The organism is Streptosporangium sp. NPDC005286, assembly GCF_040607515.1.
GTDB lineage: Bacteria > Actinomycetota > Actinomycetes > Streptosporangiales > Streptosporangiaceae > Streptosporangium.
The window spans coordinates 44,674-63,785 of record NZ_JBEXGU010000013.1; the positions used below are offsets into that span (position 1 = coordinate 44,674).

Annotated in this window: 20 protein-coding genes; 5 read left to right on the forward strand and 15 right to left on the reverse strand. The window is 69.6% G+C overall.

Translation table 11 applies throughout. The features are described from left to right. Positions 1–27 precede the first annotated feature (27 nt). Positions 28–2,484, reverse strand: a complete 2,457-nt coding sequence (locus ABZU75_RS07660) for a protein kinase (protein ID WP_355550586.1) — start codon at positions 2,482–2,484, stop codon at positions 28–30. Positions 2,485–2,656: 172 nt separating this feature from the next. Between ABZU75_RS07660 and ABZU75_RS07665 the strand changes: the two genes are divergently transcribed. Continuing rightward, a complete protein-coding gene (locus ABZU75_RS07665; protein WP_355550588.1) occupies positions 2,657–3,376 on the forward strand; it encodes a hypothetical protein in 720 nt (239 codons plus the stop codon). A 13-nt stretch (positions 3,377–3,389) separates the two neighbouring features. Here the strand turns inward: ABZU75_RS07665 and ABZU75_RS07670 are convergent, their stop codons facing one another. From ABZU75_RS07670 to ABZU75_RS07680, 3 genes are all read right to left on the reverse strand, one after another. Continuing rightward, complete coding sequence (locus ABZU75_RS07670) at positions 3,390–4,028, reverse strand: response regulator transcription factor (RefSeq protein WP_350918659.1); 639 nt, start codon at positions 4,026–4,028, stop codon at positions 3,390–3,392. Beyond that, a complete protein-coding gene (locus tag ABZU75_RS07675; protein WP_355550591.1) occupies positions 4,025–5,155 on the reverse strand; it encodes a GAF domain-containing sensor histidine kinase in 1,131 nt (376 codons plus the stop codon). The genes ABZU75_RS07670 and ABZU75_RS07675 overlap by 4 nt, the downstream gene beginning before the upstream one ends. A gap of 360 nt (positions 5,156–5,515) precedes the next feature. Continuing rightward, a complete protein-coding gene (locus tag ABZU75_RS07680; protein WP_355550593.1) occupies positions 5,516–6,085 on the reverse strand; it encodes a helix-turn-helix domain-containing protein in 570 nt (189 codons plus the stop codon). Positions 6,086–6,322: 237 nt separating this feature from the next. Between ABZU75_RS07680 and ABZU75_RS07685 the strand changes: the two genes are divergently transcribed. After that, positions 6,323–7,141, forward strand: coding sequence for an alpha/beta hydrolase (locus tag ABZU75_RS07685; protein WP_355550595.1), 819 nt, complete (start codon positions 6,323–6,325; stop codon positions 7,139–7,141). Here ABZU75_RS07685 and ABZU75_RS07690 read toward each other — a convergent pair whose 3' ends face one another. The 3 genes from ABZU75_RS07690 to ABZU75_RS07700 form a co-directional block, all read right to left on the reverse strand. Beyond that, a complete protein-coding gene (locus ABZU75_RS07690) occupies positions 7,142–7,366 on the reverse strand; it encodes a hypothetical protein (RefSeq protein ID WP_355550597.1) in 225 nt (74 codons plus the stop codon). 92 nt (positions 7,367–7,458) lie between these two features. Beyond that, on the reverse strand, positions 7,459–8,604 hold the full coding sequence (locus tag ABZU75_RS07695; protein ID WP_355550599.1) for a DUF6596 domain-containing protein: 1,146 nt from the start codon (positions 8,602–8,604) through the stop codon (positions 7,459–7,461). Then, complete coding sequence (locus tag ABZU75_RS07700) at positions 8,601–9,008, reverse strand: YciI family protein (RefSeq protein ID WP_355550682.1); 408 nt, start codon at positions 9,006–9,008, stop codon at positions 8,601–8,603. Before ABZU75_RS07700 ends, ABZU75_RS07695 begins: the two co-directional genes overlap by 4 nt. A 516-nt stretch (positions 9,009–9,524) precedes the next feature. On the opposite strand from ABZU75_RS07700, the gene ABZU75_RS07705 reads away from it, so the two are divergent. Both ABZU75_RS07705 and ABZU75_RS07710 read left to right on the forward strand, forming a co-directional pair. Continuing rightward, positions 9,525–10,070: a hypothetical protein gene (locus ABZU75_RS07705; RefSeq protein WP_355550601.1), complete on the forward strand. Its 546-nt coding sequence runs from the start codon at positions 9,525–9,527 to the stop codon at positions 10,068–10,070. 439 nt (positions 10,071–10,509) lie between these two features. After that, positions 10,510–11,064 carry a hypothetical protein gene (locus tag ABZU75_RS07710; protein WP_355550603.1) on the forward strand — a complete coding sequence of 185 codons (555 nt, stop codon included), beginning with the start codon at positions 10,510–10,512 and terminating at the stop codon, positions 11,062–11,064. A 70-nt stretch (positions 11,065–11,134) separates the two neighbouring features. Here the strand turns inward: ABZU75_RS07710 and ABZU75_RS07715 are convergent, their stop codons facing one another. The 4 genes from ABZU75_RS07715 to ABZU75_RS07730 all read right to left on the reverse strand — a co-directional run bounded on the left by ABZU75_RS07715 (position 11,135) and on the right by ABZU75_RS07730 (position 14,243). Continuing rightward, positions 11,135–12,022: a VOC family protein gene (locus ABZU75_RS07715; protein WP_355550605.1), complete on the reverse strand. Its 888-nt coding sequence runs from the start codon at positions 12,020–12,022 to the stop codon at positions 11,135–11,137. A 79-nt stretch (positions 12,023–12,101) separates the two neighbouring features. After that, positions 12,102–12,395, reverse strand: a complete 294-nt coding sequence (locus ABZU75_RS07720; RefSeq protein WP_030916912.1) for a Dabb family protein — start codon at positions 12,393–12,395, stop codon at positions 12,102–12,104. Next, positions 12,395–12,913, reverse strand: coding sequence for an aromatic-ring-hydroxylating dioxygenase subunit beta (locus tag ABZU75_RS07725; RefSeq protein WP_355550608.1), 519 nt, complete (start codon positions 12,911–12,913; stop codon positions 12,395–12,397). The genes ABZU75_RS07720 and ABZU75_RS07725 overlap by 1 nt, the downstream gene beginning before the upstream one ends. Positions 12,914–12,932: 19 nt before the next feature. Then, complete coding sequence (locus ABZU75_RS07730) at positions 12,933–14,243, reverse strand: aromatic ring-hydroxylating dioxygenase subunit alpha (RefSeq protein WP_355550610.1); 1,311 nt, start codon at positions 14,241–14,243, stop codon at positions 12,933–12,935. Between the two features lie 197 nt (positions 14,244–14,440). Here ABZU75_RS07730 and ABZU75_RS07735 point away from each other — a divergent pair, with 197 nt between their 5' ends. Then, the gene (locus ABZU75_RS07735) at positions 14,441–15,544 is read left to right on the forward strand and encodes an acetamidase/formamidase family protein (RefSeq protein WP_355550612.1); all 1,104 of its coding nucleotides are present in this window, start codon (positions 14,441–14,443) and stop codon (positions 15,542–15,544) included. A 20-nt stretch (positions 15,545–15,564) separates the two neighbouring features. Here ABZU75_RS07735 and ABZU75_RS07740 read toward each other — a convergent pair whose 3' ends face one another. The 4 genes from ABZU75_RS07740 to ABZU75_RS07755 are packed head-to-tail and all read right to left on the reverse strand — an operon-like array spanning position 15,565 to position 18,732. After that, positions 15,565–15,936, reverse strand: a complete 372-nt coding sequence (locus ABZU75_RS07740; RefSeq protein WP_343961829.1) for a cupin domain-containing protein — start codon at positions 15,934–15,936, stop codon at positions 15,565–15,567. An 11-nt stretch (positions 15,937–15,947) separates the two neighbouring features. After that, on the reverse strand, positions 15,948–16,721 hold the full coding sequence (locus ABZU75_RS07745) for an aldolase/citrate lyase family protein (RefSeq protein ID WP_355550614.1): 774 nt from the start codon (positions 16,719–16,721) through the stop codon (positions 15,948–15,950). Further along, entirely contained in the window at positions 16,718–17,875 is a 1,158-nt protein-coding gene (locus ABZU75_RS07750; RefSeq protein ID WP_355550616.1) for a hypothetical protein, read from the reverse strand. The genes ABZU75_RS07745 and ABZU75_RS07750 overlap by 4 nt, the downstream gene beginning before the upstream one ends. A gap of 50 nt (positions 17,876–17,925) precedes the next feature. Then, entirely contained in the window at positions 17,926–18,732 is an 807-nt protein-coding gene (locus ABZU75_RS07755; RefSeq protein WP_355550618.1) for a fumarylacetoacetate hydrolase family protein, read from the reverse strand. Positions 18,733–19,112: the final 380 nt, after the last annotated feature.

Below are 19,112 nucleotides of genomic sequence, written 5' to 3' on the forward strand. Positions count from 1 at the left end.
CGGTCCGAGAGCCCGTCGCGGGGCGGGTCACCGGCCGGAGGTCAGTTTCCAGAGCTTGACGGTGCGGTCCTTGCCCGCCGAGACGGCCACCATACGGTCGCCGACGGTCATGACGGTGACCGAGTAGACCCCGCCCTTGTGTGCCTTGATCGCCTTGCCAAGGGGTTTGCCCTCGGCCGGGTCCCAGAGCCGGACGGTCCCGTCCGTGCTGCCCGACACCAGCACGGTGCGCCCGTCCACCGTGCCGAACGCCAGGGAGTAGACGTTGCCTCCGTGACCCTTGAGCGGCTTGCCGATGGTCTTGGAGGTCTTCGGGTCCCAGATCCTGATCTTCTTGTCCTTGCCGCCCGAGGCGACCACGGTGCGGTCGCCCAGCTTGCCGAAGGCCACCGAGAAGACCCGCCCGCTGTGCCCCCGGTAGACCTTGCCGTACCGCTTCCTGGTGACGAGGTCCCAGATCTTCAGCGTCTTGTCGGCGCCGGCGGACACGACGACGGAGCGCTTTCCGATCTTGCCGAAGGCGAGCCAGTTGACGTCGTCGCGGTGCGCGGAGACGACTCTGAGCAACCTGCGGCTCTTCAGGTTCCAGAAGTAGAGCGTGCCGTCGCCGTCCCCGGTGACGGCGACCGGTGAACCGTTCACGATGCCCGCCGCGGCGGAGAAGACCGCGATGGGGTGGTGGCCGAGAACCCTGCTCTTGCGGGTCTTCAGGTTCCACAGGCGGACGGAGTGGTCGTAGCCGCCGCTCACCGCGTACGGCGTGCCGCCGAAGGTGACGGTGGCGACCGCGTAGACCTCGCCCCGGTGGCCGCGGAGCCGGTGGAGCCTCTTGTGCTCGGCGGGGTCCCAGATCCCGAGCGAACCGTCCTGGCTGCCCGAGACCACCGTGGGCCTGCCCTTGATCTCGACCTTGGCGAGGGACTGTACGGCCCTGCTGTGCCCCTTGAGCGCCTTGCCGTCCTGACCGTCGAAGAGCACCGCGGTGGGCGGCATGGCGAGCGGCTCGGACGGCTCGGAGGTCGGCGCCGTCGTGAGGCTCGCCGTGGGGGCCGGGGTCAGGGCCTGCGCGACAGGTGTCGGGGCCTGCGTGGCAGCCTGCGAGGCGGCCGTGGGGGGCCGTGTGGAGGGAATCGAGGACGACGGCGTACCGGCATCGGGAGCCGGGGAGCTCGCCGTGGTGTCGTTCCGCATGCTCGGCACCGCCACCAGCACGGCGGTGGCCAGGGCCAGGGATCCCACGAGCACCCCGGTGACGAGGGCGGCCCGTCTGCGCCGCGTCCCGTGCTCGCCGGGCTCGCCGTGCTCGCCGGGCGCGCCGGGTACCGGGTCACCGAAGAGGTCCGGGTGCCGCGGCGGTGGCGGGGGGTACGCCCCCGGCGGGGGCGCGGCCTGCCTGCCGACGGGCGTCAGGTTGCCCGGGTAGTGCGCGGGTCCCGCGGGGGAGGTGAAGGGGACGGCCGCGGGCGGAGGAGCAGCCGGGGAGGTGCCCGCCCTGCCGCCCGGAGCGTGGCCGGGGCCCGCGCCAGGCTCCCCCGGGTCCGCCCCTGACGGCCGCACCCACAACGTCTCGGGAGCGGGCGGCGGGGGCACGGTCGAGGCGGCGGGCGGGGGCACGGGCAGGGCAGTGGGCAGGGGCGGAGCGGCGAGCGGAGGCTCGGGAGCGGCCGCCTCCTCCGACTGGGTGTCCAGAAGCGCGAACAGCACCTCGGAGGCGTTGGGCCGTTCCCCGGCCTGCTTGCTGAGGCACGAGGTGACGATCGGCCGCAGGGTGTCGGGAAGCTCGGACAGGTCGGGGGCCTCGTTCATCACCCTGTAGATGACCGCGGGCACGCTGTCCTGGCCGAACGCGGGCCGCCCGGTCGCGGCGAACACCATCGTCAACGCCCAGCTGAACATGTCGGAGGAGGGCTCGACCCGGTGCCCGGAGACCTGTTCCGGCGACATGTAGGCGGGGGTGCCGACCACTCCGCTCGTCACGGTCATCGCCGAGTCGAGGGCCCTGGCGATGCCGAAGTCGATCACGCGGGGTCCGTCGGGACCGAGCAGCACGTTGCTCGGCTTGAAGTCGCGGTGCACGATGCCCGCCCGGTGGATGGCGGCCAGCGCGGTCACGGTGCCGACCGCGAGCCGGTGGAGCACGTTGCCGCCGCGGGGTCCCTCGGCCTGCACGACCCGCTGCAGGGAGATCCCCTCCACCAGCTCGCTCACGATGTAGGGGCGGTCACCGTCCATGTGGGCGCCCAGCACCTGGGCGGTACAGAACGGCGCCACCCGGCGGGCGGCGGAGACCTCACGGAGGAACCGGGCGCCGTCCATGCCGGTGTCGCTCAGCCTGGGGTGGAGCAGCTTGATCGCCACCATCACCCCGTCGGCCCCCCGGCCCGCGTAGACCACCCCCTGCGCCCCCTCACCGAGGCGGCCGAGCAGTCGGTAGTCGCCCAGTGACTCCGGGTCCTCCCTGCGCAGCGGGCTCGTATCCGGCACCTGAGCCTCCCCGTTGTCCAGCCTGTGAACCGCCGCCATCCCCGAGTCACCAAAGATACGCAAATAACTAATTTTCAGGTAGATCATTCACTCTTCCGGCGCATCCTTCTTAAGTCATAATCTTCGAAACAAATGGTGACTACGGTCACCCCTAGCTCGTGCGGAGACGCCCATGCGCCGAAGCTTCGGCACGCTCCTAGGTCTCAGCCTCATCACTCCGCTCGCGATCGTCCCCAACGCCTCGGCCGCCGCCGCGAACACACAGTCCCCGACTTCCTCCGAGGTCCTGTCGGCGCCCCGGACGGACGTCTCGGCCGTGGCCCCGTCAGCGGCGGGTCTGGACAGGCCCTGGTCCGCTTTCAAGGTCTCAGTGAAGGCCCCAAAACGGGTCAGAAGCGGCCAAGAGTTCATGTATACGATCAGAATCACCAATCGGGGACCGCAGAAGGCCGACTACTTCTACGTAGGCGGGACCCTCCTACCAAAAGGCATCAACAGCACCGTCTACTACAAGGGCCCGAAAGGCACCGACTGCGACTTCTACACCGACGGCTTCTGGTGTGTGACGCCCTGGATCATCGGCAAGGGCGAGTCGGAGACGGTGCGCATCTGGGTCAAGCTCAACAAGCGGACCAGGGGCACCGCGGTCGCCAAGCTCGGCGCCGACACCTGGAACGTCCCGACCGGAGGTGCGGACCTCAGCCGCAACGAGTGGAGGCGGCTGAACTTCCCCCACTGGTACTACCTCAAGACGGTGAAAACCAAGATCGTCCACCCCACGCCGCCCAAACCCAAGCGCAGTGGGGGCGGGAGTTACACCCCACCACCGCCGCCGCCTCCCCCGCCACCGCCCCCGCCGCCGGGACGGCGTGAGGAGAAGAAGGACACCTGACCTCGCAGGCCGGTCAGGCCAGGCCGTTCCGCACCGCGTAGAGGGCGGCCTGGGTCCTGTCCTGCACGCCCAGCTTCATCAGCACGTTGGAGACGTGGGTCTTCACGGTCTTCTCCGCCACGGTGAGCTGTCTGGCGATCTCCCTGTTGGAACGGCCCGACGCGATCAGCGCGAGCACCTCGCGCTCCCGTTCGGTCAACGGTGCCACCCGTCTGCCCTCCGGCGTGGCCGGAACGGATCCGGAGAGGGAGAGCATCGCCTCCGCGGCCTCCGGAGCGAGCAGCACCTGGCCGCCGTGCACCGCCCGGATCGCGTGCACGAGCGCTGCCGGTTCGACGTCCTTGTACAGGAAGCCCGCCGCGCCCGCCCGCATCGCCGGGGCCACGTCCTCCCGGTCACTGACCGAGGTCAGCACGAGCGCCCGCGGCGACAGTCCCCGCTCCCCCAGCAGGAGCAGCGCGCCGAGCCCGTCGAGGACCGGCATCTTCAGGTCGAGCAGCAGCACGTCCGGGGCGAGGGTCTCCACCAGGGCGACCGCCTCGGCGCCGTCGGCGGCCTCGCCGACCACGTCGAGGTCTTCCTGGAGGTCCAGGAAGGTACGCAGCCCCTGCCGGACGACCGGGTGGTCGTCGGCGATCAGGACGCGGATCACGCCGGCACCTCCATCCGGACGAGCGTGCCGCCCCCGGGCTCCGACCTCACCCGCACGCTGCCGCCGACGGCCTCCGCCCGATCGCCCATCGAGGCGATGCCCAGCCCTCGTCCCACGGCGGCGGTCACCTCGAATCCCGTCCCGTCGTCGCTCACCTCCAGAAACACGCGTCCGCCCTCGCAACCCAGCCGTACGCCGACGGCACGCGCCTTCGAATGCCTGGAGGCGTTGTGCAGCGCCTCCTGGGCCACCCGCAGCACGGCCGCCTCGATCTCGGGTTCGAGGTCGCACACCGGAGCCTCCTCGAACGAGAACGAGGCCGGGTGGAGCCGGTCGAGCAGGCGGACGTGCTTGCGGAGCGTCTCGGCCAGGCCGTGCCGGTCGAGCTCGGCCGGCCGGAGCTCGACGATCACCGCCCGCAGTTCGGCCAGCGCCTCTCCCGCCAGCCGTTCCACCCGGTCGAGCTCCCGCACCGCCCGTACCGGGTCGCCGGCGACCAGCGACGCCGCGGCCCGCGCGGTGAGGCGCAGCGAGAACAGCTTCTGGGTCACCGCGTCGTGCAGTTCCCTGGCCATCCGGGTGCGCTCCTCCACCAGCGTGAGCTCCCGGCTCCGCTCGTACAGGCGGGCGTTGGTGAGGGCGAGCGCGGCGTGCGCGGCGAACATGGTGAGCAGCCGCTGGTCGGCCTCGGTGAAGCCGCCCGGGGCCCGCTTGTTGGACAGGAAGATGATGCCGAGCACCTCGTCCCCGTCGAGGATCGGCACCCCGAGGAAGTCCTTGAGCACCGGATGGGCACGGGGCCAGTATTCGAACCGGGGGTCCCTGCGGATGTCGGGAAGCCTGACCGGCACGCCCTCGCGCAGCAGGGCGCCGAGCATGCCGTGCTGGCGGGGCGTGGGCCCGATCGCGTCCCACTCCTCGTCGGAGATGCCCTCGGCGACGAACTCGGCGAACGCCCCCTGGTCGTCGGGCACGCCCAGCGCGGCGTAGCGGGCGTCCAGCAGCCGCCCCGCCGACCGCACGATGACGCCGAGCACCTCCCGGACCGACAGATGCCTGGTCACCGCGAGGACGGCCGAGCTCACCGCGTGCAGCACGGCGTCCCGGTCCTCACTCTCGGAGCTCACGGAACGACTCTAGCCCCGGTCCGATGAGAGCTCGGCGCCACCGTTCGGCGGGCTCGGTACCGGTGGACGGACGCCCGTGCGGCGGCCGGTACCACGATCAAGGCCGAGGAGGTGCGTTCGCTGACGATCCGCTTGCCGGGGCCGCCGGCCATCGAGCGGGACGGCCGTCCGGTCCGTCCGCCGCGCCGTGCGCCTCCAGGGCGTCCAGCTGGGACTGGAGTTCCTGGGTGAGGGAGGAGCAGCGGGCGTAGCCGATGCGGATGTCGGCTGATAGCCGGTCGAGGTCGACCGGGGCGGGCGGCGGGATGTGTTGGTGATCTTCTCTCGGAATCGCTCGTTTACCAGAAGCCGTGCATGGACTCAGGAGTGGTCGTCGGCCTGCCGGCCGGCCTCGTGCCGCGGTGGTTCCTCCGTCGGGAACAGGATCATGCTCAGGAGGTGGGGGCTGCGGCCGGGCGCGGGTTTGTTGCCCGCCCTGGAGGCCAGGACGTCGCGTAGCTCGTCGATCATCTCGGCGAGCTCGTCCGGGCTGAGCCAGACGGTGCCCTGCCGGTAGCCCACGGAGTCGGCGGTCGGGTCGGCTCCGTCCCGGTCGAGGTAGGCGTTGAACTCGGCGTGCAGGGCGGCCATGGCTGCGGCGAACCCGTGACGGTGCTCGTCCAGGGACATCGACGCGGCCATGTCGGCGTCGATCCCTGCATGCTCGCGGCGTAGCCGGTAGTGGCGTTCGACGGCGCCGTGCACGCGCTGCTCGTCGACGACCTCCAGCACTCCCGCCTCGGCCAGCAGGCCGACGTGCCGGTACACCGTGGTCTTGGGGACGTCGGGCAGGCCGGCGCACAGGCCGGACGTGGTGCGGGTGCGACCGCCGGACATGGCGTGCACTATGCGCAGCCGGACCGGGTGCAGGAGCAGATCAAGGGTGTCCACAGCCCTACGATCCCATATCTGGTACCGTTCCTGAAATTGGTAAAGCACATGCCCGATGGCGTGGCGACGGGTGGCGACCCCGAAAGGTGCGCTCTCGTCTCCGCCAAGCCGGCGCCGGCAGTGAGGGAGTCAGCGATGCAACGCCAAACGACCGAGGCAACGCCGCCAGTGGGACGGCACCACCAGGTCGGGGATCGGAGACTGTTCCTCCACCGATCGGGCAGCGGGAGCCCGGCGGTGGTGTTCCTACCCGGGGCCGGCTCATCCGGCATGGACGGCTTCATCGTTCAGCGGCGGGCCGCTGAACTCACCACGAGCGTGCTCTACGACCGGGCCGGAACGGGGTGGAGCGACCGGGCCGAGCTGCCACGCACCGCCACCCAGGTCACCGACGAGCTGCGCGAGCTGCTGCGGGTCGTCGGCGTGCCCGCTCCCTACCTGCTGGTCGGTCATTCCCTCGGCGGCCTCCACGCACGCCACTATGCGCAGCGTTTCCCCGACGAGGTGGCGGGCCTGGTCCTGGTGGAGCCCGAACACGAGGACTACGACTCCTACATGCCCAAGGAACTGAACGAGCTGTATCAGGCGTGGGACCCCGGCGAGGCGGTGCCCGACGAGTTGCCCGACGAAATCATCCAGTTCTACCGCGCCCTGTTCGCGCGGGAGATGGCCGACTGGCCGGAGGAGATCCGCGAGTCGCTGATCGAACGGCACGTCAGCCCGGAATGGCTGAGGATCGGCGGCCAGGAGGCGGCCAACCGTCACCAACTCCATGACGAGGTACGCAACGCGGGACCGATGCCCGACGTCCCGCTGATCGTACTCACCGCTGTAGCGATCGACCCCTTCAAAGAAGCGGTCACCCAGGGCATACCCACATCGCTCCTCCAGGAGGAGGCCGAAGCGAAAACGCGGCTCTACACCGCGCTGGCCGAATCTGTTTCGCACGGCGAGAACCGCGTCATCGACGACGCCGGACATGTCTCCGTCATATTCCGCCGTCCCGACGCCGTTCTCCAAGCGATCCAGGACCTACTCGGCAGGCTCGGCAGCTGATCAGGACAGCGGCTCCACGGCAGCGTCGACTCCCGGCCCGGAACTGCCCTGATCTGCGGCACCGGGGATCAGGGGGAGCAGGAAGGGCAGGCCTGCGTCGTGGCCCCTGGTCGGGTGTAGGGGCCGCCACCCCTCGATGAGCTCGGCTTCGATGTCGACGGTGACGAACCCGACGCGCGATCGGTGCCGGGTGTCCGGTGATCGCTGGCCGGGAGCGAGGAGCACAGGATGTCGGCCTCTCGAACGGCAGGTGACGCGGTCCGGCCGGCCAACAGGGTGAGCAGACCATCCCCATCGGGTCGGTGAACGCCCGCCGCTCAACTGCGCAGCTGCGCGTTGAGCCGTGCGGCCTGTCGCGTGAGGTGGTCGCGTTCGGGGAGGCTGGGCGCCGATCGGGCAGCTTCGGCGTAGAGCCGTGCCGCGGTCACCGGGTCACCGTCACGCTCGTGTAGGTACGCCGCGACGGCGGCGTGGCGGGGCAGGGCGGGGTCGAGCCCCGCCAGGGCGGCCAGACCGGCCCGCGGGCCGTCGGCCTCACCGACCGCGACGACCCGGTTGAGGCGGGCCACCGGGCTGTCGGTGAGGCGCACCAGTTCGTCGTACCACTCGACGATCTGCACCCAGTCGGTCTCCTCGGCCGTCCGGGCGTCGGCGTGGAGCGCGGCGATGGCGGCTTGGGCCTGGAACTCGCCCAGGCGGTCGCGGGTGAGGGCTGCCTGGAGCACGTCGACGCCCTCGGCGATCAGACGGGTGTTCCACAGGCCGCGGTCCTGCTCGGCAAGAGGCACGAGCCTGCCGTCGGGGCCGGTCCGTGCCGGGCGCCGTGCGTGGTGGAGCAGCATGAGCGCGAGCAGGCCCGCGACCTCCTCATGGTTGACCTTGGCCGCCAGCCGGCGAGTGAGCCGGATCGCCTCGCCGGCGAGGTCGACGTCGCCGGAGTAGCCCTCGTTGAAGACCAGGTAGAGCACGCGCAGCACCGTGGCGACGTCACCGGGCTGGTTGAACCGGACGCCCGAGACGGCCCGCTTGGCCCTGCTGATCCGCTGGGCCATGGTCGCCTCCGGCACGAGGTAGGCCTGCGCGATCTGACGCGTGGTCAGGCCGCCGACCGCGCGCAGCGTGAGCGCGACGGCCGAAGCCGGTGTCAGGGACGGGTGCGCGCACAGGAAGTACAGCTGGAGCGTGTCGTCCACCGCCTCGCCCGGGCCGGGCATGGGCTCGCCCTCGACACGTACCTCGCGGTGCCGTCGGGAGGTATCGGCGCGGGCGGCGTCGAGGAACTTACGCCAGGCCACGGTGACCAGCCAGCCCTTGGGGTCCCGCGGCGGGTCGTCCGGCCACACGCGCACGGCCTCGACCAGGGCGTCCTGCACGGCATCCTCGGCCGCCGCGAAGTCGGCTCCACGACGGACGAGAACACCGATCACCGCGGGCACCAGCTCCCGCAGCAGCGACTCGTTCACTCGGTTACCGTCGGCTGCTCGGCGTAGAACGGGCGCACCTCGAGCCACTCGTGGATCGGCTTCCCACCCGCACCCGGAGCCGCGGACAACTCGCCGGCCAGCTCGAGCGCCCGCTCGTAGGTCTCGACGTCGATCACCATCCAGCCGGCGATCAGGTCCTTGGTCTCCGCGAACGGGCCGTCGGTGACCGGCGGCCGCCCCTCGCCGTCGTAGCGGACGAACGTGCCCTCCGGGGAGAGCGCCTGACCGTCGACGAACTCGCCGGTGTCCTCGAGCCGAGCGGCGAAGTCCCGCATGTACTGCAGGTGGGCCGAAAGCTCCTCCGGCGTCCACTGGTCCATCGGCACGTCGTTGACCGATGCCGGCGCGCCCCGGTAGTGCTTGAGCAGCAGGTACTTGGCCATCATGTTCTCCTCAGTGCGGTACGGCCCATTGTGGCCGTGTTCACTCCGGGGACGAAGCCGCGCTCGGGTTCTCGACATCCCGCCGCGACATTTCCTGGCGGACTTCAAAGACTCCGCGCACTCCCAGGCGCCACAGATGGGCACAGGGAGTCCCTTCGCGTCCAAGGCGCGAAGGGCACGGTGGTGAGCCAGACCCGGCCGCGTCGGATCGCCGCTTCCCGATCGGCACCCGGTGCGGCCGGCAGGAGTAGGCCTTGTCCGCGCACCGCGGATCGTCAGGCGTCCCCCAAACCCAAATAACCCCAGGTCAGAGGCAGGTTCGTTGGATTCTGCCCCATTGCTGCCGAGACCCCCGGGGGAGGGAGGCGAGGACCGGGCCGCGGCGGGCACCCGACGCGTCGTCCAACCGCTCACCGTTCGGTCGGCCAGTCAGTCACAAGGAATCTCCAAGTGATCTCCCACATGCTGATCTCATTAACCAACGGGGGATCACCGAATTCCGACTGGAGTAAAGAAATGCGCCGGCACCTGACCGCCTTCGCCGCCATCGCCCTGGCGGGAGGCATGCTGCTCACCCCTGGAACCGCGAACGCCGCGGCTCCCCGGATCACCGCCCCGCAGGGGACGGTCCACGCCGACAAGCCGCTCGCGCCGCTGAAGCTGACCGTCACCTACCCGCGCAGGGCCTGGGCGGGTGACTCGTACGTCTACACGCTCACGACCAAGAACGTGGGCAAGTGGTACACCGACATCGCCTACATCGGCGGCTACCTTCCCTCGCAGGTCTCCAAGGTCCGCGTCATCCGCAAGCCCGCCGGGTCGTACTGCGAGATCTCCGGCCGCGAGGTGGGCTGCCTGCTCGACACCCTGAACCCCGGAAAGACGGCCACCATCAAGGTCAGGGTCTGGTTGAAGAACAGCGCCAGGGGCACCGCGGCCGCCGATTTCGGCTCGGCCTCGATCGACGTCCCCGCGGGCGGGCTCGGCACCTTCGACATCCACGGCATCGACATCGGCAGCGACGTCAAGTACGTGCGGGTGAAGACCCGGGTGCTCCGCTAACCGCGCGTTCCGCGCGTGCCGCCGTCCCCCTGGGGCGATCGCCGAAAACAGCGACGATCGTGACGCCCCGTACGTCGACGACGCGGCGCGCGCGGAAAACAGCCCCAGCCGGTTTCATCCCCTAAAATCCTCTTAGTGCGCTTTTAAGGCATTTTCAAAACCCGGCCTTTCCCGGTTCGGGTTCCTCACGAAACCCAGCGCGAAGTCCCCGCCCTTTCGAGCCTCAGATCACTCCGGGCCCCGGATCGCACGAGGCGTGCCGGTCGGTGTGGCCCTGCCCCGCCCGGCGCCTCCACCCGGTACGGCGCCGCGCCAGGTGTTCCACCTAAATCACATAGCGAAATATGATTTCTCCCCACATCTATATGTGTGATAAAACGCTGGAACTTTATGGGGCGTTCCAGGCGTCCCCTTAACCCCTCCAGCTGGGAGACGTTTGATGCGCCACCCGATCTCCAAGATCGCCGCTCTTGCTCTGGTCGCCCCGCTGGCCGGCGGCATGCTGCTCACCGCCCCCGCCTCGGCGGCTCCCGCGCAGGTGCCGGCGACGGTCAAGGCCGCGGCCGAACCGTTCGCCTCCTTCGCGGTCACGGTTTCCGCGCCGAAGAAGGTCAAGGCCGGTGGAAAGATCACCTACAAGATCAAGGGCGTCAACAAGGGCCCCTACGTGGCCGACGCCTTCTACATGGGCGGCCTGCTGCCCAAGCACTCCAAGGTCACCGCGATCTACGCGCCCAAGGGCACGGAATGCGGCACCTACGAAGACGGATTCTGGTGCTTCACCCCCTACGCCCTTGAGATCGATGACTACGAGACCATCGCGATCACGGTGAAGCTCGGCAAGAAGTCGGGGCGGACCGCCGAGGCCATCCTGGGCGTCGACTCCTACGACCTCCAGACCGGCGCCGAGGACCTCTCCCGGGACGAGTTGGAGCGTCTGGGCACCAAGGGCTGGTACTTCGCGAAGAAGGTCAAGACCAAGATCGTGCGCTAGTCGAACCTGGCGAGGAGCCCCGGCCTGTGACAGGCCGGGGCTCCTCGCCTTCTCCGTTCGGGGACACCGCTCAGAAACGGCCCCAGTCGTCGGCGGCGGCGCGCCAGACGTCGATGTTGCGCGGGTCGACGGCCATCCTGCGCGGCCGGTGCGTCTCGTGCTCCTCGGGGGTGAAGACCCGGTGGCCGTCGCACAGCTCGTACCTGGGCCCGTGCTTGGGTTCGAACATGTAGAAGGCGATCGAGGTCGACGCGGAGTGGTTGACCATGTCGGAGGCGATCGGCACCCCCTTGTACAGGGCGCGTGCCCTGCCGCGCATGACGTGGTCGAGGCTCTTCATCATGAAGCACAGGTGGGCGACGTAGTACTCGTTGTTGCGCTGCAGGGCCAGGCTGTGGTGGTAACGATCCTCGGCCCGCAGGAACACGGTGCCGTCCCCGACGTAGTCGGAGGCCATGAAGCCGAGCACCCCGGTGTAGAAGGCCAGGGACTCGTCGTACTTGTCGGTGGCGATGAAGGGGTGCACGAGGTCGAGCGGACGCAGCTCGATGACGGGCGCCTCGGCGTACTCCTGGAACTCGGTGAACAGCTCCACGATCAGCCCGTTCGGGTCGCTCACGCCGAAGCCGCGCTGGCACAGGCCCTTCATCCTGTCCTGCAGGGGCAGCACCTCCAGCCCCGCCGCGAGCACCCTCTCCCTCAGGTCGTCGAGGACCTCGTCGGACTCCACGCTGAAGCCGATCGCGACCGTGTGCGACGTCTCCCTGCCGGGCTCGTGGAGCAGTTCCACACAGTGGTGCTCGATGTCGGCGCGCAGGTAGGCGTACTCGTCGTCGTGCTGTTCGAGCTGGAGACCCACGTGATACTGGAGGAACTCAATGGTCTCTGCCATATCCGGCACCGCGATCCGGGCGTACTCCATCCCGTACGGTGCCCGGGGACGGGCGTCAGCTGTCATGGTGCCTTCCTCATTCCTTCTTGGTTCTTCGTGGCGTGCTCGTCGTGTGGTGCCGGTCGGCGCGGGCGTCGCGGCGGGATCAGCAGTGCAGGCTGACGATGGCCTGCCGCTCGATCACCGGCCGCCAGCGCAGCCGCACGAACTCCTCGTGCGAGGAGCTGTGCAGGTAGTCCAGCAACTCCTGCTCGGAGTCGAACCCGACGACGAAGCCGTGCGTCATGCTCGTGTCGCGCGTGCTGACGTTGGGACCGCAGGCCCAGTCGCGCATGGCCGGATACCTGCTCGGGAACGTCTCCAGCTCCGCCAGGACCGCCGCCACCGTCTCGGCAGGTACGTCCTCCTTGAAGCGGAAGACCAGCATGTGCTTGATCATCAGAGGATGAAGCTCAGCCGTGCGCCCGCGTCCATGGCCTCCATGGTGGGAATCGACCTGCGGAGCCTGAAGCGGAGCCCCTCGTCCTCGATCAGCAGGACGTGCTCGTAGCGGCCCACGTAGCTGTAGGTCCCGCCGTCGCGGTAGCGGTGGACGATGAAGTTGGCACTCACCCAGACCGTCTTGTCGCCCTGTTCCAGGATGAGCACGTTGGAGATCATCCGATGGGTCCTGGAGTGCGGGTTCTCCGCGTGCGCCTTACGGCTCTTGAGCCGCTTCACCCTGGCCTTGATGAGATCGTAGTCGTCACACATGAAGGAGCCGGCCTCCGAGCTGTCCCAGCCCTTCCAGTCGGTGGTGGCGACCTCCAGCCGTCCGCCCTCCTCGAAGAGGGCGAACCACTCGTCGAGGCGCCACTCGTCGAGCAGCGACGCCTCGCGATAGAGAAAGTCCTCCACCTCGTGCCGGGTGATGGTCCTGCCGCCCACGGCGCTCTCCTTACTCTTCTTACCGTCCATCGACTCGGTCCCGGCCCGCTCAGTCCTGGCCCACGACGTCCTGGTCCACGACGGTGGCCCAGTGACGCCAGAAGCTGCGCATCGCGCCCTCGTCGATGGAACGGCCCTGGTTGCCCTTTTTCTCGTTGGCCATGCCGCGCGACATGTCACTCCAGTCGAAGGCGGGGTCCGCCGCGTTCGCGGTCGCCTCGATCCCGCGCTGCACCGCCTCGTACGCCTCGATGTCGTCCGGCGTCGCGAGGCCGCCGGGACCGACGAAGCTGACCATCGTCTTGATCCGCAGTGCCCGCACCTCGGCGGGCTCGTCCACCTCGACGAACTGCCAGGCCCGCACGCTGGTCTGGCCGGCGGAGACCGGATCGAGCTGGCGGATGGTCAGCGCCTCCAGGTCGAACAGGAGCAGGTTGGGGAAGACGAAGAGGATACGACTGGCGTCGGCGACCTCCTTGGCCGGCTCGGGGCCGAGCCGATCCTCCATCTCCTGGCGCTTGAGAGCCGTCCGCTCCTTCTCCGCCTCGCCGAACCTCGGCTCCCAGACCATGCCGATCCGCCCGTTGTGGCCGGTCAGGATGAGCAGTCCGTGGCCGCCGCCGAGGTCGTAGGCGTACTGGTCGTCGTCGGTGACGGCGAAGCCGGTCTCGCGCAGGTAGCCCACGAAGGTGTTGTGGGTGGGCGCGAAGTGGTAGCCGTCCATCGCGTTCTCGACCGCGAGCTTCCAGTTGCCCTTGACCGAGTACAGCTGCACCCCGGGCACGGTCTCCATGCCCGCGGGACCGATCTTCGCGGTCAGCGACATGTAGTGGGCGGCCTTGCCGAGGTGGGTCATCAGGTCGGGCACGTCCGGGTCGAAGGCGATGAACACGAAGCCCTCGTGGCTCTGGATCCTGGGCACCGAGCGCAGCTTCATCGCCTCGCGGAACTCCGGCACGTCGACGTACGCGTCGTCGCCGGGCAGCGCCGAGAGATCACCCGAGTTGCTGAACACCCATGCGTGGTAGAAGCACTGGAAGAACTTCGTGTTGCCCTCGCTGTGCCGGCAGAGCACGGTGCCCCGGTGGGTGCAGGCGTTGAGGAAGACCTGGACCTCGCCGGAGGAGTCGCGGCAGAAGATCAGCGGACGCCCGCCGAGAGTCCTCGTCTTGAAGTCACCCGGCTTGGGGATCTCCGTCTCGTGGCCGAGGTAGAGCCAGGTGTGCCCCCAGATCCGGGAGATCTCCGCCTGGAAGACCTCTTCTGACCGGTAGGCGGACCTGTGCACCTTGAACGACAACGCCTCCCCATCCTCCTTCACGAGGGAGGAGATCGGATATCCCTGTGTCAGCTGCGTCATCGCGGCGCCTGGCCTTCCTACGGACTTTGAACGAGAATTCGAGATGCCATCTCGCTATGTGATGCTGCTACCACGCCATCCCGGTGTCAAGTGCCAGTCTTCGCACCGAAATCTTCGGTTACTCCCCGTTAACGGCGACGCAACACTTGTCGAGTTTTCTCAGCCGGTGACAGCGACGTATCCCCCGTGGAGGGACAATGCTCCAGCCGAAGACCGGCCGCATCGATGGTTCCCACTACCTCCCCACCAGCCCGGACACCAGCCTCTGGGGCCTGTTGCCCAATCGCGACCACCAGCACGTACTCCGCGTCGAGTCCGGCGACACCGTCACCATCGATACTCTCAGTCACGAGGGAATCCTGGAGGACCAGGGTCGTGACCCGGTCTCCTACCTCGCCGGGTTCGGCGTCGGCGCCGACCAGGTGCTCACCGACGCACGCGACCTGGCCGCCTCCGACGTCGCCCACGACTACGACAACGACGGCCCGCACGTGGTGACGGGGCCGATCTCCGTCGCCGGGGCCCAACCCGGCGACGTGCTCAAGGTGGACGTGCTCAGCCTGCTGATCCGGGCGCCGTACGGGTTCATCAGCAGCAGGCACGGCTACGGCGCGCTCCCCGGGGAGTTCCCCGAGACCACCGCCGACACCGGCCCGCTCGCGGACGGCGCGCGGGAGTACAACAGCGTCTGCGTCTTCACCGAGGTGGTCGAGGAGGCCGGGCGCCTGCACGGCGTCATCCCGTTCGGCGAGGGGCGGGCGGCGCGCTTCCCGCTCGCGCCGTTCCTGGGCCTGATGGGGGTGGCGGTCGACACCGGCGACCAGGTCCACTCGGTGCCGCCCGGCTCCTTCGGCGGGAACCTCGACATCAACGAGCTGCGGGTCGGGTCCAGCCTCTACCTGCCGGTACAGGTCCCGGGTGCCGGGTTCTACGCGGGCGACCCGCACTACGCCCAGGGCGACGGCGAGGTCGCCCTGACCGCGCTTGAGGCACCGCTGCGCGCCACACTGCGCCTGTCGGTGATCCCCGCCAAGGAGGCCGGTCCGCTCCTTGGCACGCTCGGTGAACCGTTCGCCGAGACCTCGACCCACTGGCTCCCCGTCGGCCTGCACACAGACCTCAACGAGGCCATGCGGCGTGCCGTACGGGCAGCCGTGACGTTCCTCGAACTCACCCAGGGCATGGAACGCTCAAGGGCGCTCGCCTACCTCAGCGCGGCGGCCGACTTCGAGGTCAGCCAGGTCGTCGACCAGGTCAAGGGGGTGCACTGCCTGATCAGGAAGGCCGACTTCGGGCGGTAGCCACCGGGCCGCCCGGGATGCTAGCTCCCGGGCAGCCAGACGGAGTCGCCGAAGTCCGCCCGCGGGGGACTGAACACGTCGACGTTGACGCACGGCCCCTCGGTGGGCTCGACGTAGTGCTCGGCCCCCCGGGGGACCAGCATCATCGAACCCGCGGACATCTCGTGCGGCACGCCGTCGACGTAGTAGTTGCACCTGCCCTGCAGGATCAGTACGAGCTGATCGAAGTCGTCGTGCTTGTGCGGGTTGAGCGTCATGCCGACGGCCAGTTCGTGCCAGGCGAGCATGGTCTCGTCAGTGGAGTACACCTTGCGCCGGACACCCGGCCGGATCTCGGTCGCGGGGATGTCGTCCCAGTTGACGGCGGTGGCGTACAGCCGCTGATTGAACACGGGCATTCCTTTCATTGATCCCACTTGTCCATCACCTCGCGCAGGGCCGAACCGAGGAGTTGCAGGTCCGAGCCGACGATGAGGTAACGCGCGGCGCCGAGGCCGCTCCCGGCGGCCAGCTCGGCGTCCGCACGGGCGAGCCAGCCGCCCGATGCCACCCCGACGGAACGGGCCGCGTCGACGATCTCCCCCACCCGCGCGAGCAGCACCTCCGCACCGGGGAGGCCCAGGCTGACGGCCAGGTCGGTGGTACCGACGAAGGCCACGTCCAGGCCGTCCAGCAGCTCCGGCAGCGGGTCACAGGTGGTGGCGGTCTCGATCTGCCCGACGAGCAGCGGCGGCTCCGCCGCCTCCGCCGCCAGGTACGCCGCCAGGTCCACGGCGCCGAAGCCGGCGGTCGGGTGGGAGAGGCTGATGCTCCGCCGCCCATGGGGGGCGTAGCGGGCCGCGGCGACCAGGGCGGCGCTCTCGGCGGCGGCGGTCAGCGTCGAGAGCTGCACTCCCGCCGCGCCCGCCTCCAGCACCCTGTTGATCAGCGGCGGATCCACGACGGGCACCCGGACCAGGGCCGGGATGCCCGTCGCGGCGGCATGCCGCACCAGGGAGATCACCGTCTCCGCCGACAGCGAGGAGTGCTCCAGGTCGACGACGACGAAGTCGAACCCGGCCTGCCGGGCGAGATCCACGGAGTCGACGGTGGGCAGCTTGACGAACGTGCCGACGACCCGGCCTCCACCGGCCAGCGCGCTCCGCAGCCTCCGCCTCGCCTCGACGACCGGCGTCACCGGCCGGTGCCCAGGCCGCGCCAGGGCGTCGTCTCCACCCGCTGCCCGCCGTGCAGGACGAGGGCCGGCTCCAGCCTGGGCGCCACGATCGAGTTGCCCGCCGCGTCGGGCAGGGTCGTCTCCTCGGTGTCCTCCAGCACCGTGACGTGGGCGGGACCGCCCTCGACGAGGGTGCCGTACCCCTCGGTGTCCAGGCCGAGCCGCCGGGCGGGGGCGATGGTCATCCGCGGCACGATCTCGTCCATGGTCATGCCGAGCGCCCGCAGCTTGGCGGCGCTGGTGATCAGGTCGAAGACCGGCCCGCGCCAGTTCCTGGCGCTGGTGTCGGAGGTGAGCAGGTCGGGCAGGAAGCCCTCGGCGATCGCCTTCCTGGCGACCTCGAAGCTGAGATTGCTCTTGCCGTGGGCGCTGTCGAAGAGGACCCCGCGAGCCCGCGCGTCGAGCACCGCGGGAATGACCTTGTCGTCGTCGAGGATGCCGTGCGGCTTGCCGGTGTAGCAGTGCGCGACGATGTCCCCCGGGCGGAGCATCCCCAGAACCTCGGGCAGCGGCTCCTCGGTCTCCCCGATGTGGACCATGAGGGGCAGACCCGCGTCGGCGGCCAACGCGAGGGAGCTCTTGAGCAGCGAGCGCCAGGCCGAGCCGACCACGTCCTCGGAGAGACGGATCTTGAAGCCGCGGACCACGTCCGGGTTGTCCCGCGCCACGGCCAGCGCGTCCTCGGCGACCAGCGTGTCCGGGTTGAGCAGCTCGCCGAAACGGAAGTCGATCAGCCCGAGCACCGAGACGTTGAGGAAGTTGACCAGGCGCATCTCGGCGGGCCGGACCACGAATTCGCGGAAGGCGGCGAAGGTCGAGGCGCCGACCGTACCGGCGTCGGCGGCGGCGACCACTCCCCGGCGCAGATGGGCCTCGTCCGGCGGCGCCCCCACCTTCGAGACGTTCTCGAAGACATGGGTGTGCCCCTCGACCAGGCCCGGCATGACCCACTTGCCCGCGCAGTCGACGACCTCCCCGGCCTGCGCGGCGAGCGAGGGCGCGATGCGCGCGACGCGGCCGTCGGTCACGGCCACGTCGGTGACCGAGTGAGTGCCCGCCACGGAGTCGAAGACGGTGCCGCCGGACAGAACAAGGTCGAACGAAATCTCGGTCATCTCATATCTCTCATCTCAGGGAACTGCGAAGGCTCTGGGAAGGGGGGAACTCAGCGGTACCGGGTGCGCAGCGGCAGCACGCCGGCGACGGACACCTCCACCTCGTCACCGGGACGCAGGAAGACCCCGCGGTCCTGGCCCGTGCCCGCCGGGGTACCGGTCAGCACGACGTCGCCGGGTCGCAGCGCGGCGAAGTGGGAGATCCTGGAGATCAGCTCGGGCACGGCGAAGATCAGTTCCGCCGTGCTGGAGTCCTGCCGGACCGTTCCGTTCACGCTGGTCCTGACAGTGATCTTCTCGGGGTCGTCGACCGCCGAGAGTTCGAGCACCGAGGCACCGAGCGCGCCGAAGCCGGGGAAGCTCTTGGCCAGGGTGGGGGTCGCGGTGGCGACCATGACGTCACGCGCGGTCATGTCGTTGGCCGCCGTGATGCCGGCGATGTGCCTCCACACCTCACCGGGCGGGGTGCGGTGCATCGGCCGCCCGATCACGAAGGCGACCTCGCCCTCGTAGTCCACCTGGCTGGAACGGTCCTGCGGCAGCGTCACCTCCGCTCCCGGCGCGGACACCGCCGAGGGCGACCGGAGGAAGAGGATGGGTTCCGAGGGGACGGCCCGCCCGGTCAGCCGTGCCTTCGACAGGTAGTTCAGCCCCACACCCCAGATGGCCCCGGTACCGCCCAGCGGGGCCAGGAGCTCCCCCGGCTCGATCCGGCCCCGCTCCCGCGCGGCGTGCGCGGGGGCGAAGCCCTCACCCGCCGCGAGCAGCTCCGCCACATCGGCGAAGGGCAGGTCCAGCAGGACGGCGCCGTCACCGTCGAGACGTGCCAGGCCACGCGGCGTGGCGATCAGGTTCATGCCTCCTCCCCGGAGAGCGAGCCGCCGCAGGCGGTGGCGAGGAGGACTGTCGCGAAGGCCATGACGGCCCCTGCGCGTCGCGTACCCATGCTTGCTCCTACTCCTCTCGCCGCCGGTCCGGGGAGACGGCGAGGGTTCAGGGGGTGGTTTTTCTTGGGGCATCGGCGGGCGGTCGCGCCAGTGGCCGGATTCCCCACCGCCGTGCCAGGTCAACCGGGCTTCATGAACGTACGAGGAACGCTTGGCACGTGTCAAGATGCGGAATCACATCTCGCATTGCGTCACATCGCAGGCGTGCTTGAGCGCTGCGGGAGATCACCTGCGATTTCCGGAAAGAATGTCTGATCAGCGAGAACGCACGCCGACGGGACACGCCGCCG